This is a genomic window from Chryseobacterium sp. II3a, from assembly GCF_057815135.1.
On record NZ_JBYPZJ010000008.1, the window covers coordinates 82,456 to 96,142 of the forward strand.

Sequence of the window (13,687 nt, forward strand, 5' to 3'; positions counted from 1 at the left end):
TACAAAGATATAACGTTTTTGTTATTAGCAATTAAAAATTCAAGTAAATTTGATAATTAGTACCTTTACACTTCGATTTAGAAAATACGAAAACAACTATTCAAATCATCAACATATGGATTCTAAAAAATTAACGTTAAGCAACGGCGCACCTTATTTTGAGCATCAGGATTCCCAGACGGTAGGACCAAGAGGCCCGGTATTGCTGCAAGACTTTGTTCTTCAGGAGAATCTTGCACACTTCGTTAGGGAAAGGATCCCTGAAAGAATTGTACATGCTAAAGGAAGCGGAGCATACGGAACTTTTACCGTAACTCATGACATTAGCCAATACACCAAGGCTAAATTATTCTCAAAAGTAGGAAACTCCTGCAGAATGTTTGCCCGTTTTTCTACAGTGGGTGGCGAAAAAGGAAGTGCAGATACTGCAAGAGATCCGAGAGGATTTGCCTTAAAATTTTATACTGAAGACGGAAACTGGGATCTTGTAGGAAATAATACTCCAGTATTCTTTATCAAGGATGCTAAAAAATTCCCGGATTTTATTCACACCCAAAAAAGACTCCCAAAAACCAATTTAAAAAGCGCTACCATGATGTGGGATTTCTGGAGCTTAAACCCAGAATCACTTCATCAGGTTCTTATATTAATGTCAGACAGAGGAACTCCTTATGGCTACAGACATATGCATGGTTTCGGATCTCATACTTTCTCCATGATTAACGATCAAAATGAAAGAGTATGGGTAAAATTCCACTTCAAAACAAAGCAAGGAGTGAAAAACTTCACTGATGAAGATGCTGTGAAAATGGCAGGAGAAAACCCGGATTTTGCGCAGGAAGACCTTTGCAACGCTATCGAAAATGGAGATTTTCCTAAATGGACAATGTACATTCAGGTGATGACCGAAGAGCAAGCAAAAGATTTCAGATGGAATCCTTTTGACGTAACAAAGGTTTGGTTCCATGATGATTTCCCACTGATTGAAGTAGGAGAAATGGAGCTTAATGAAGTTCCTGTCAATTATTTTGCCCATGTTGAGCAATCTACATTCTCCCCAAGCAGTCTTATTAATGGAATCAGTTTTTCTCCGGATAAAATGCTTCAGGGAAGATTATTCTCTTACCCGGACGCCCACCGATACAGAGTGGGAGTAAACTCACATCAATTGGAAGTCAATAGATGCCCTTTTGCCATTAACAATTACCAAAGAGACGGTTATATGGCTGATTCCAGTCAATATCAGGATAAGCCGAATTACTACCCCAATAGTTTTGATGACATCCAACCGGATGCCTCTTATAAAAACTATGAATATGAATTAGATAGCGCTCATGTTGCCAATTACAACAGAAATGATAACGATAGCGATCACTATACTCAACCTGGGCTTCTTTATTCCAAAGCTATGAATGCTGAAGACAGAAATAATCTAATTCAAAATATTGTAGGCAGTATGAAGGGAATCACCGGGCCTAAAAGAGAAGAGATTATCAACAGACAATTATGTCACTTTTTCCGTGCTAATATTGAGCTTGGCATGAAAGTAGCTTCACAACTAAATATCAATATTGATGCAAATATGATGAATCATTCGAAATAATCATATTGAACAATAAATTAAAAAAAAGGAAAAAAAAATAATATTTTTTCCTTTTTTTTGCAAAAAATTCATAATTTGCAAGGGATGATATTTTAAAGTGGAAAAATGAGTTACGAAAATATATTATTAAAAAAGGAAGATAAATTATCTATCATTACAATAAACAGACCTGAGAGCTTAAATGCGTTGAATGCAAAGACTATTCAGGAGATCAGTACTGCTTTAGATGAGCTTAATTCTGATACTTCCTGCAGGGTAATTATCCTTACAGGCAGTGGAGAAAAATCATTTGTAGCTGGAGCTGACATTAAGGAGTTCAGCGACTTCGGACAGGAAAAAGCTGAGGAACTTGCAAAAAACGGACAAAATATTTTGTTCAACAAAATTGAAAATCTATCCAAACCTGTCATTGCCGCGATAAACGGTTTTGCATTAGGAGGAGGATTAGAGCTTGCCATGGCATGCCATATCAGATATGCATCGGAAAACGCCAAATTAGGGCTTCCTGAAGTAACACTGGGATTAATTCCTGGATACGGAGGAACTCAAAGGCTTCCCAAACTTGTCGGAAAAGGTATTGCTAACGAAATGATCTTCTCTGCCAAAATGATCCCTGCTCAAAAAGCAAAAGAGATCGGACTGGTAAATGAAGTATACCCTATTGAAGAATTATTAACCAAAACGAAAGAATTAGCGAACACTATTGCCCATAATTCACCAATGGCAATATCCAAGGCGATTAACGCCGTTAATTTATCTGATACAGAGAAAGGTTTTGAAACTGAAATTAAATATTTCGGAGAACTTTTCGAAATGGAAGATAAGAAAGAAGGAGTAACTGCTTTCCTAGAGAAAAGAAAGCCGAACTTCTAATCTTTCAAAAGATTTTAATCCAAATTATTTCGAAAAAACTAATGCTGCGGTATGAATAAGTTTGATAAAGCTTATCTAAAAATGGCCCAGGAATGGGCACAACTCTCCTACTGTAAGAGAAAACAGGTAGGAGCTCTTATCGTAAAAGATAGGATGATTATTTCAGATGGTTACAACGGGACTCCTATGGGATTCGAAAACTGCTGTGAAGATGGAGAAGGAAAAACGCACTGGTATGTATTGCATGCTGAAGCCAACGCTATTTTAAAGCTGGCGGCTTCTACCCAATCAGCAAAAGGAGCAACGTTATATTTAACATTGTCGCCTTGCAAGGAATGCAGTAAACTAATCCTGCAGGCAGGTATTGCAAGACTGGTGTATATCAATGAGTATTCGGATGACGATGGGATATCGTTTTTAAGAGACCATAACATTGAAATAGAACAAATATCGGACTGTGAACTAAAAAAATAAGCACAAATGACTTGGGATGAAAAGATCAAAGATTTTGAAATATTTCTTCGCTTCGAAAGAAATTTTTCAGACAACACGCTCGACGCCTATGTTCGAGACATTAAAAAACTAAAAGATTACGCAGAAGAAGATCTGGAAAACGTCGGTCCAGATTCTATCGGTTACGAAAACCTGCAGGAATACATTTTCAATCTTTCTAAACAGAAATTCAGTGAGAGATCACAGGCAAGGTGGATATCTTCCATCAAAGCCTTCTTCAAATTTCTACTGGAAGATGAATATCGTGAAGACAACCCTGCGGCGTTACTTGAAGGTCCTAAACTGGGACTATATCTGCCGGACACGTTAAGCCTGCCAGATATTAATAAAATCATTGCTGCCATTGAAGTCAATACAGATCTCGGAAAAAGAAACCAGTGTATCATAGAAGTACTGTATGGTTGCGGACTCCGTGTTTCTGAACTGATTGATTTGAAAATTTCTAATATCAACTTCAAAGAGCAATATATTAAGGTGCACGGAAAGGGAAATAAAACCCGTTTTGTACCTTTAGCTGATTATACAGCAGAATTATTGGAAAGCTATATCAAAGAGGTCCGTTCTAAAGGAAAAATCAATAAGAAATATGAAGACACACTGTTTTTGAATAGCCGTGGAACTTCCATGTCAAGGGTTATTGTATTTCTTATTATTAAGGAACTTACGGATAAGGCAGGAGTAAATAAGAAAATTTCTCCACACACATTCAGACATTCTTTTGCTACGCATTTGCTGCAGAATGGTGCTGATCTTCGTTATATCCAGGAAATGCTGGGACACTCCAGTATTACAACAACAGAGATCTACACTCACCTGAAAACAGAAGAACTAAGGGATGTTATCTTAAGTTATCACCCGAGAAACATTAATATTGCTCAGTGATGCTAAAGGTCTTTTGACCTTTGAAGAATAATTATAGACAAATGAAAGTATTGAAATATTGCCCAAGCTGTGGCAAAGAGACCTTACATTGGGATGGTGAAAAGAAATGGAGCTGTCCTGAATGTGGTTTTACACTGTATAACAATGTTGCAGGCGCAGTAGCGGTTGTGATCAGATGTGGTGACGAAATTTATCTTACCCGAAGAAACAGAGACCCTAAAAAAGGAAAACTGGATCTGGCAGGAGGTTTCGTGGACCCTAAAGAAAGTGCAGAGGAAACCTGTAAAAGAGAGCTTTTTGAAGAACTTCAGCTTGATATTGATATTTCTAACCTCAAATACCTTACCAGCCTTCCGAATGTCTATCAGTATAAAGAAATTGATTACAATACTATTGATCTCTTTTATGAGTATACTATTTCGGAAAAGTTTGAGGTAAATCTTGAGCTTTCAGAGATCTCAGAAGCGATATGGATTCCTTTACAGGAACTGAGCCTTGATGAGATTGCATTTGATTCTCAAAAGAGATTTTTTGAGGATTATCTGAAGAAATAATTTTTGTAAATATATACTCTCGCAGATTTTGCAGATACAGCAGATTATTGGGTTTTCTCACTGCTTATTTTGTAAAATCTGCGGGAGTTTTTTATGGTAAGAAAATAATTTTCCCACAGATTTCACGAATTACACAGATGTATTTTGCTCTGTGATGATTTGTGAAATTTGTGGGAATTATATTATGAATTAGTAAGTCTTTGATTTCAGCATTTCATCAAAATACTGAATAAGCAGAACTCTTTCTGCTTCTGAAAGCTTAGCTTCTTTATGATAAACAATATAACCAGGAAGCGGCATTGTTTTATGCTTAAGAGCCTCCATAGACCTATCGAGCATATTCTCTTTTAATTCTTTATTATAGGTCCCCCAGACAGAAAAATTAAGTCGTTGACGTCCGTCATTCACATGGCTTTTTACAGACCACGAAATAGGAGCCACATAAGCATAGTTAGGATATACCGTTTCATCTGAATGACAGTCATAACAGGCATTTTTAAGAAGTGTACTTATTTTTTCCGGAGTATGCTTCATCTGAACAAAATTCACCTTAGTATCAACAGGTTTATTCACCCTGTCAATGGGGATAAGCTGCATAAGCGCAAATACTACCAAAGTCCATAAGACTATTTTTTTTGCCGTCTTCATAAATCTATTTTACCGGAGTTATCACTGCATTGGCAGATTTAAGCTCTTTTTTATTTTCCTGTATTACAGCCTTTTCCTTTTCGTCAGAAACAGGAGGTGGTACCGGAGCCGTTGGAGTTGTTCCTTTAGGATTATCTAGTGTTCTGGTATCTTTCAGATCCCATTCTTCTCTTGTTTCCCATAATGCTTTTACCAAAGCTTTTTTATAGTAAACATAGGCATCTTCTGCAAAAGTTTCCGTAGAAAAATCTGCTTCATCCCAATACTTGTCATTATTGTTATCTACTAATATTCTGACAACATATTCTTCAGGTTTCAGAAGATCAAATTTTACTTTATCTCCTTTGGTATATTTCTGATATACCACTTTATCTGAAGAATCCAATAATTGAATCCAATAGTTAGAAGCGGGAGCATTAGTAAGGGTAAACTCCAGGCTTCCAAACTGCTCTACTTTATCAACGTTGAAATCAAAACGCTTAGATTGGGCATTCTTTGCATAGAAAGAAGAAACTGTTTCTTTAGGGATTGTAAGTTGATAATCTTTACCACTGATAAAGTCAGAATTCACCTGAATCTGATAAGGATTAGTCTCTGAAATCTTAGCTGTAAATGGAATAGTATTCAAAGAATCTCCTTTCACCGCCAGTTTCCATTTTGAAGGATCAATCTTATCAATAAAGTAATTGGATGAAATTTTAAAATCAGTTTTTGGGGGTAGTGATCCACCTCCATTATCACTGAAAACATCCATCGCATTTTTCTTATTGTATTTATAGAATAAAGAAACAGAATATACGGTATCTTTTTTCGGACCAATATTGTGGCTAAATGATAACTTCTCAGTAGTTTCCTGTCCTACATTACTCTTCACTGCATCAAACCAAATTCTCACCGAATCTGATTTTGGTGTATGGGTTACTTTTATATCCTTAAGTTTGTCATTGAGTGATTGAACATTTACTTCTTCAGGATGGCCTTCAAATGTCATAAGTATCCCTCCGGAAATCTCTTTCATATCCAAATACTTTAAAGGTTTTTTTGATGGATAAATACTTAAATTTAAACCAGAAATTGATTTCTCAAAATCAACCACTTCTTTCTTAAATCCAATTTTCTCCTTTCCAGGATCGTAGATTGAGTTTCCATTTTCATCTTCGAAAGCAATGATCTTATATTTTCCCGGAGAAAGGTAATTCAGTTCGTAATATCCATCGTCATCTACCTTGGTAATATAATAAGGTTTTTGTTTGTAGTTCATGGTATCTTTTACCTGATACAGCCCAACTACGAGCTTATTTTCATTAGTGCCGGTCTTCTTCTTGATCTGCATGGCATCTTTTACTTCCCCACTGATGTACAGATCATCCAGTTTATCACCTGTAGAAAATGCAAAATTAAAATACCTGAGAATATTGGCCTCATTATTATCCGCAATAGAATTTCCAAAATTGAAATTATAAGTGGTATTGGCCTGAAGCGTATCAGTCCATTGGATAAGAACAAATTTATTTGCAATATTCGATGGAAGAATTCGTTTGATATTCTTGATAGGCGGAGAAATGATAAGATTTTTATTGATGTCCTTTAAGGTTACGTATTCATCAAAATCCAGGCGCAGTTCGTGGATATCTCTTTTTACATTAATCCTAGTTGTATCAATATTTGAACTTAAAAATTTTGGGGCCAGCGTATCTTTAGGGCCTCCAACAGGAGATCCTACCCTTGCACATGAATGTACAAGAAAACTGATAACAAATAATAAAAGAAACCTTTTCATGAAAATGTTTAAGCAAAAGTAAACATTATTCTCCAAAAACTTCATGTCCGCTGTTCAAACTATCTTTGCTATCGTTCATTACCGTCTGAAGTTTCTCCTGCTGTAAAGGAAAATTCTCAAATAATCCTGACAAAGCAAGTGCTGTATAAACTTTACCTGAATATTTATTTCCGATCGCTACGATGGTAACTTTAGATTTTAAAAGATGGGCAAATACTGAATTTGTTCCATGCCACCATCCGTTATGATACGTCAGTTTTTCACCATTATCAAATATTTTCATTCTAAAGCCAAGTCCATAATTGTTCATTCCAGCTTTTTCATTGCTGTAAGGGGTAAATACCATCTGCATCAGTTCAGGCTTCAAAAAATCCTTTGAATACATTGCTTTTGAAAAATTAAGCAGGTCTCTAGGTGTGGTGTAGACATTTTTATCACCGTAGATCAGATCTAATCTATCCAATGGGTATAATTTATTTCCACCATAGTAGAAAGATTGTGAAGCTGTAGGTATATCTTTTTCCTGAAAGATGTAAGTGTTCGTCATTTTCAATGGTGTGAATACCATTTCTTTCATTGCCTGTGGAAAAGGAGTTTGAGTTACTTTTTCAATCAGTAAAGCCAATAAGGCAAAATTTGTATTGCAATACATAAATCCGGTATCAGTATCTCTTGCCAGATCCGGTTTATATTTAATAATCATATTCAATACATCCTGATTGGTAATAAATTGTTTGGAAAGCTCTGCCGGTGCAGGTTGTATTTTGGTAATAAAATATTCGTATTTGGGTAATCCGCTTCTTTGGTCTAATAAAGTTTGGACTGTTACATTAGGATAAGGAAAACCAGGGAAGAATTGAGTAAGATGATCAGTTAACTTTATTTTCCCAGCTTCTACAAGCTTCATCATGGCCATTGCCGTCAATGTTTTTGAAACTGAAGCTACATGTAGAGGTGTATTTTTATCAATAGGCATTTGATTTCCTTCTCTCCCGAAACCTCTATAGTTTTCGTATAAAATTTCATCACCTTTAGCTACTAGAATCCCTCCACTAAGATCTCCACCTTCCCATATTTTTTTATAGTACTGATCTATATAACCTGTTAATGACTCCTTATTCGAAAGCTGTCCATCAGCTTTTGTAAACACATTTCCCAAATCTACATTTCCATAGTTCGGAAGGTTAGTCGTATTCTCAACTGAAGCTTCTTTGGATTCAGATTTATTTTTACAAGAAAAAAGGAATAAAGCAACAGTTACAGCAAGTACTAGATTACGCATCTTCATAAGGTTCAAAAATGAGCGGCAATTTAATAAAAGTCGAAATTAAATTATAAATATGAAGGTGACATTATGAATAATTTAACATAAATGAAAGAAAGGACAAAAAGCAAAAAGGTTGAGAAAGTAATCTATATCATTACATTCTCAACCCTTCAGTCAATTTCTTTATTTATTATTTAACTATGTGAAGCCAGAATCTTATCTACAATAAACTGAGCTAATTTTTCTTTACTCTGATGGGTCCAGCCAGCAATATGGGGCGTTACCATTGCTTTTTCTGATTCCAACAGATACTTCAAATCTTCATTCTCCGTTTCCAGATGTTCAAAAGAAGATTTTTCATACTCCAATACATCCAGACAAGCTCCTTTTACTTTCCCTGATTTCAACGCTTCCACTAAACTTTTAGTTTCTATATTTTTCCCTCTTGCAGTATTGACGAAATAGAAGTCATTTCCCATTTCAGAAATGAATGTTTCATCAATAAGATAATGAGTTTCAGAAGTTAAAGGAATATGCAGGCTCAATACTTCTGCAGACTGCTTCAGTTCTTCTAGTGTAACCTGAGTAGCAAACTCATCAGAAAGTCCCGGAAGAATGTCATGGAAGATCACTTTACAGCCAAATCCTGAAAGTCTTTTAGCTGTAGCTTTCCCCATATTTCCATATCCGATCAATCCAACAGTTTTCCCAAGTAATTCATCCCCTCGGTTTTCTTCACGTTTCCAGATCCCGTTCTTCACTTCCTGGGAAGCAATGAACAACCTGTTCATCAACACCAATAGCATTCCAACAACATGCTCTGCTACAGAGTCTCTGTTTCCCTCCGGAGAGTTTATTAATTGAATGCCTAATTTTTCAGCCACAGGAATATCAATATTTTCCATTCCTGCTCCTACTCTTGCAATAAACTTCAGGTTCTGCGCTTTTTCAAGAAAGTTTCTATCTAAAGGAATACGGCTTCTGATGATAATACCATCATAGTTTTTGATCTTATCACAAACCTCATCATAAGTGGAAGTAAAATCTTCTTCCAAAATAAAGTTTTTAGCTAAAAGCTGCTCGGTTATAAGGGGGTGATTTTTATCTAAAAGGAGAATTTTCATAGTTTAAACACAAATAACGCTAATGAATTTCACAAATAACACAAATTATAAGGTGCCGTTAATAACTCTTTTTACTCCATTTTTAAATTGAAGGGTATTGAAGTTAATCAACATTCCAAGTTTACATTTACTTAATCTAAGGTAGGTAAGTATTTGGGCTAAATGAATATCATTCAATGATTCTATAGATTTGATTTCTAATACAAACTTTTTCTCAATCAAAAAGTCAAGTCTGTAACCAACATCTAACTTCACCTCTTCATATACCAATGCTACTGGTTTTTGCCTTTCTACAAGAATATCATGCTTATTCAGTTCATAGAATAGGCATTCTTCATAAGCACTTTCCAAAAGTCCCGGACCTAAAGCTTTATGAACCTGGTAACCTGCTTCATAAACAAGTCTGGAAATATCATTTTCTGAAATATCCATTGTATAATTTTTTCATCTTATCGGGCACAAATCATTTGTGAAAATTTGTGCCGAATATTTGTGTTATTAGTGTTTATGTTTTTTATTTTTTGTCCTTCTTAGAACTTTGCGGCTCCTCTGGCTCCTGGAATAATTTCTTAAGTTCTACAGACTCCAAAGGCTTCATTCTTCCGGAAAGGATCAATGAAAGTTCTTTTCTACGGAAGGCAGCTGCATATCTTTCTTTTTCTTCTTCTGTTTCGGGAACCATATCCGGAATTGGAATCGGACGATTGAATTCATCTACTGCAACAAAGGTATAAATTCCTGAATTGGTATGAATTTTTTTCTGATTGATAGGATCATCTGACCATACATCTACATACACCTCCATAGAAGTAGAGAACGCTCTGGAAACTTTAGACTCCAGAACAACAACTCCTCCTTCAGGAATCGGATGATTGAATGAAACGTGGTTCACAGATGCTGTTACTACTCTCCTTTCGCAATGTCTTGCCGCAGAAATGGAAGCACATCTGTCCATTTTTGCTAAAAGTTCACCACCAAAAAGGTTTCTTAGAGAGTTGGTCTCGTTCGGAAGAACGATATTGGTCATAATAGTCAGGGATTCTGACGCTGTTTTTATTTTTGCCATTTATTCTTAGTGTTTTTTGGAGCAGCCGGAACTGATTTCGTGGCTTTTCCGGCAGATTTTACCAATGAATCTTTCTTCAGTGAATCTGAAACCGGAGTTTCAGGAGCATGTACCATAACTTTTACCGTATCTTTTACAATTCTGTGGGTAGAAGTCTGTACTGATACTTTATTAAAAGATTTTTTACCGAAGAGAAGTTCCTGTTGAGTATATGCAAAGTATAGAATACCAAGAATTGGAATAATCAACAGGAAGAACCAGAGAATGGTCTTCTTGAATTTATAGTCTTTTTCACGGTTTTCGGAAGCATTTACCTTCTCACCATTGTTAATATCAGAGAATCTGATTTCTTCCAATCCGAAGAAGTCCGGACGTCCTGCTTCCACTCTTTTTCCTTTGAAATGAGTATATCCCTCTTCAATAAAGATAGTTCCCAGATTTTGAATTTCAAGAACCTGCTCTGCCTGAAGTTTTTTCTTCCAAAAATCAGTTTGTATCTTCAGATCACTTCTGGAAGCTTCTACAGACATTTGTTTTTCGCGGGCAATGAAAACAGTAAGATCTTCAGCCTGTACTTCATAGTCAATTGCGAATTCAATCTGACTTGCAGGAGGCAGGATACTTCCGTTTTCGGAATTGATAATAGCCTTAGAATTTTTTAGAGAAAATACCCCAAAGCCTGGAACCGTGACAGTTCCATATTGTTTTAAATATTCTAAAATGTATGCTGAAATATTCATTTGGCAGCAAATTTATAACTTTTTCATGACTTTTTGAAGATATTTAACGGATATAAAAAAAGACTGCTGAAGCAGCCTTTTGTGTATTTCATATTAAAACAGGTTCACTATTCATGATCTCTGGTCTCTTTCGGGATAAATTTGCAATTCACTTATTTACAGCAATTACTTTCTTTCAATCTATTGAATTTTCCAACTGATTCCAAACATGAAGTTCGTTCCTGCCTGTGCAAAGTAAAGTGGACTTCCATCTTCACTCACAGAACCATTGTTCACATATTTTTTGTTGAACAGGTTATTTACCAATAGTTTTAGCGCAATATCATTGTTCCCGATTTTAAACTGGTATTGTGCATTAAAATCTGTCAATAAATAATCTTTAAGTTCTAAGTTTTTATCTTCCGTATTATCCAGATATTGCTTTCCAACATATTGGTTCATTAAGGCAAACTGGAAATTTTTATTTGGGTTAAATCTTACCCCTAAGTTGGCAATCATATTCGGAGAAAATGAAATCTGAGTATTCCCCAGACTTACCGGTACTTTTCCGACTTCTATATTAAAATCCTGATTTCTGTTCTGGCTTACTGTAAAGTTTCCGGAAACTTCCCATTGTTTTGAAAGTTTGGCCAATGCACCAATCTCTACTCCGCGTCTGTAACTTTTTCCTGAATTGGTCCTGATAAACGCTCCAACACTGTTAAGCTGACCATTCAAAACCAACTGATTCACATAATACATGTAATACACGTTCGCTGTTAAAGATAAAAACCCAAACTGTTTTTCCAAACCTGCTTCAAAATCATGGAGTTTTTCAGGCTTCACATCATTATTGGCCATAATATCTGCTCTGCTCGGTTCTCTATGAGCATGGGCATAAGACAAGAATATCTTTCCACCCTCTAACTTATAATTCACCCCCGCTTTTGGATTGAAGAACAGCCAGTTTTTATCCAGATCAGTACCGTCATCGTCCCCAGCCATGATGACCTTAGTATTGTAGTTGATACTTCTAAGCTGCAAATCCCCAAAGAATTCAAAATTATCCATTCTGTATAGGGTCTTTGCAAAACCAGAAACTTCATTCTTTACAGAACGATTTCTGTAATATTCACTTTCATGGATCTGTGGATAAAAAACTCCGGTAACATTTCCGTAATGTCTTCCATAGTACTGATTGGCTACTGCTCCAAAGTTTAGGTCAAGATTTTCAAACTTACCATATAAAGTAGAAACAACTCCGTAGAAATCATTATCCAGCCATTTTTTCCTGATGAAATCAGTTTTTGTAATGGTTTGTCCGCCTTCAATAATATTAGGCAGTTGATATTTTGAGAAAGAACTTCTCTGTTTGTAATTTTCGTAATATCCTTTTCCTTTCGTGTAGTGGAAAGTTGTTTCAAGATTCCAACGGTCATTGAATTTCTGTTCCCAAAGCAGCTGGTAGTGGTTCTGTCTGTAATTATCCGTTTCGTTATCATAAAAACCTGTAATATTTCCATTAGTATCCTTAAGGGCACCGGAAATATTGAATGTTGGATTCGTCTCCCACATTTCCCTGCTGATTCCGTTCCAGGCCTGATAGGTTTTTTCTTTTCCACCGAAAGCCATTAAACGCAATTTGGTTTTTCCTTCTTCAAACAATGCGGTAAAATTATAAGAATGTAGATCAGAAGAAGCTCTGTCTATATAGCCATCAGAATGAATATTCGTGTATCTTCCCATTACAGAAAGACGATTTTTCCAGAATTTTCCGGAGCCTACCTCAGCTGAGTATTTATAGGTATTAAAAGAACCATAGCTATCATCGGTTTTAAAGTAAAACTTCTCTTCCGGTTCCTTTGAGATCACATTGATACTTGCCCCAAAAGCAGAAACTCCGTTATTGGATGTTCCAACGCCTCTTTGAATTACGATCTGTGAGGCAGAGCTCGTTAAATCCGGAACATTCACAAAAAAGGTTCCCTGGCTTTCAGAATCATTATAAGGAACTCCGTTCATCATCACATTAATGGCCGTTCCAGAGACCCCACGAATTCTAAAACCAGTATATCCTACTCCGTTTCCAGCGTCCGAGGTCGAAATAATTGAGGTTTGATTTTTCAAAAGAATAGGAAGATCCTGTCCCAGATTTTTACCATCCAAATCTTTCTGAACATTGATAATTTCCTTTGCAACAGGAAGTCTTTTCGTAAAGCTGACCGCTTCTATTTCTCTGATCTTCAGAGAATCTGTGTTTTGAGCCTGAATAAAGGCTACAGAGCCTACACTAAGCCCTAAAAAAAATAATCCTTTCATTCTATAAATCTTTGACATTTAATGAATAAAAGGGGATCGATAAGATATTATACAAATTCAACCCTCAGTAGAGTTGACTTCCCTAAACAGCATTACCTGTTCCAGGTTCAGTGGGTATAATCTCAGCCTGTTAAAGCACCCCTTTATTTCAGCCGCGAAATTACGAAAAATATATGAGATAGTGATGTTTTCGGGATGCGAGATTTGGAGTTACTAGATTATCAGAAAGGCAATTATAAAATATATTATTGATTGAGAAAATTAGAGTTATGAAATCTATTTATACCATGTCATTCCGACGAAAGAGGGATCTCTTTGATGAGATTCTTCATTTCACTC

The 13,687-nt window shown here is 35.9% G+C and carries 13 protein-coding genes; 5 read left to right on the top strand and 8 right to left on the bottom strand.

Annotation, left to right across the window (positions count from 1 at the left end; translation table 11 throughout):
- Positions 1–115: 115 nt before the first annotated feature.
- The 5 genes from AC3HD6_RS17845 to AC3HD6_RS17865 all read left to right on the top strand — a co-directional run bounded on the left by AC3HD6_RS17845 (position 116) and on the right by AC3HD6_RS17865 (position 4,425).
- The gene (locus AC3HD6_RS17845; RefSeq protein WP_488897559.1) at positions 116–1,603 is read left to right on the top strand and encodes a catalase; all 1,488 of its coding nucleotides are present in this window, start codon (positions 116–118) and stop codon (positions 1,601–1,603) included.
- A gap of 105 nt (positions 1,604–1,708) precedes the next feature.
- Entirely contained in the window at positions 1,709–2,476 is a 768-nt protein-coding gene (locus tag AC3HD6_RS17850) for an enoyl-CoA hydratase-related protein (RefSeq protein WP_488897560.1), read from the top strand.
- Positions 2,477–2,527: 51 nt separating this feature from the next.
- Positions 2,528–2,950 (top strand): deoxycytidylate deaminase, encoded by a 423-nt coding sequence (locus AC3HD6_RS17855; protein ID WP_488897561.1) that lies wholly within the window; start codon positions 2,528–2,530, stop codon positions 2,948–2,950.
- 6 nt (positions 2,951–2,956) lie between these two features.
- Positions 2,957–3,871, top strand: coding sequence for a site-specific tyrosine recombinase XerD (gene xerD / locus AC3HD6_RS17860; protein WP_488897562.1), 915 nt, complete (start codon positions 2,957–2,959; stop codon positions 3,869–3,871).
- Between the two features lie 41 nt (positions 3,872–3,912).
- On the top strand, positions 3,913–4,425 hold the full coding sequence (locus AC3HD6_RS17865; protein WP_488897563.1) for an NUDIX hydrolase: 513 nt from the start codon (positions 3,913–3,915) through the stop codon (positions 4,423–4,425).
- A gap of 189 nt (positions 4,426–4,614) precedes the next feature.
- On the opposite strand, the gene AC3HD6_RS17870 is transcribed toward AC3HD6_RS17865, so the two are convergent.
- The 8 genes from AC3HD6_RS17870 to AC3HD6_RS17905 form a co-directional block, all read right to left on the bottom strand.
- Positions 4,615–5,073, bottom strand: a complete 459-nt coding sequence (locus AC3HD6_RS17870) for a heme-binding domain-containing protein (protein ID WP_488897564.1) — start codon at positions 5,071–5,073, stop codon at positions 4,615–4,617.
- Between the two features lie 4 nt (positions 5,074–5,077).
- Complete coding sequence (locus tag AC3HD6_RS17875; RefSeq protein ID WP_488897565.1) at positions 5,078–6,853, bottom strand: Ig-like domain-containing domain; 1,776 nt, start codon at positions 6,851–6,853, stop codon at positions 5,078–5,080.
- 25 nt (positions 6,854–6,878) lie between these two features.
- Positions 6,879–8,141: a serine hydrolase domain-containing protein gene (locus AC3HD6_RS17880; RefSeq protein WP_488897566.1), complete on the bottom strand. Its 1,263-nt coding sequence runs from the start codon at positions 8,139–8,141 to the stop codon at positions 6,879–6,881.
- Positions 8,142–8,314: 173 nt separating this feature from the next.
- Positions 8,315–9,244 carry a 2-hydroxyacid dehydrogenase gene (locus tag AC3HD6_RS17885; RefSeq protein WP_488897567.1) on the bottom strand — a complete coding sequence of 310 codons (930 nt, stop codon included), beginning with the start codon at positions 9,242–9,244 and terminating at the stop codon, positions 8,315–8,317.
- Between the two features lie 45 nt (positions 9,245–9,289).
- A complete protein-coding gene (locus tag AC3HD6_RS17890; protein WP_488897568.1) occupies positions 9,290–9,676 on the bottom strand; it encodes a GxxExxY protein in 387 nt (128 codons plus the stop codon).
- Positions 9,677–9,758: 82 nt separating this feature from the next.
- On the bottom strand, positions 9,759–10,310 hold the full coding sequence (locus AC3HD6_RS17895) for an acyl-CoA thioesterase (protein ID WP_488897569.1): 552 nt from the start codon (positions 10,308–10,310) through the stop codon (positions 9,759–9,761).
- Positions 10,298–11,050: an HU domain-containing protein gene (locus AC3HD6_RS17900; RefSeq protein ID WP_488897570.1), complete on the bottom strand. Its 753-nt coding sequence runs from the start codon at positions 11,048–11,050 to the stop codon at positions 10,298–10,300. Before AC3HD6_RS17900 ends, AC3HD6_RS17895 begins: the two co-directional genes overlap by 13 nt.
- Positions 11,051–11,230: 180 nt before the next feature.
- Positions 11,231–13,348, bottom strand: coding sequence for a TonB-dependent receptor (locus AC3HD6_RS17905; protein WP_488897571.1), 2,118 nt, complete (start codon positions 13,346–13,348; stop codon positions 11,231–11,233).
- Positions 13,349–13,687: the final 339 nt, after the last annotated feature.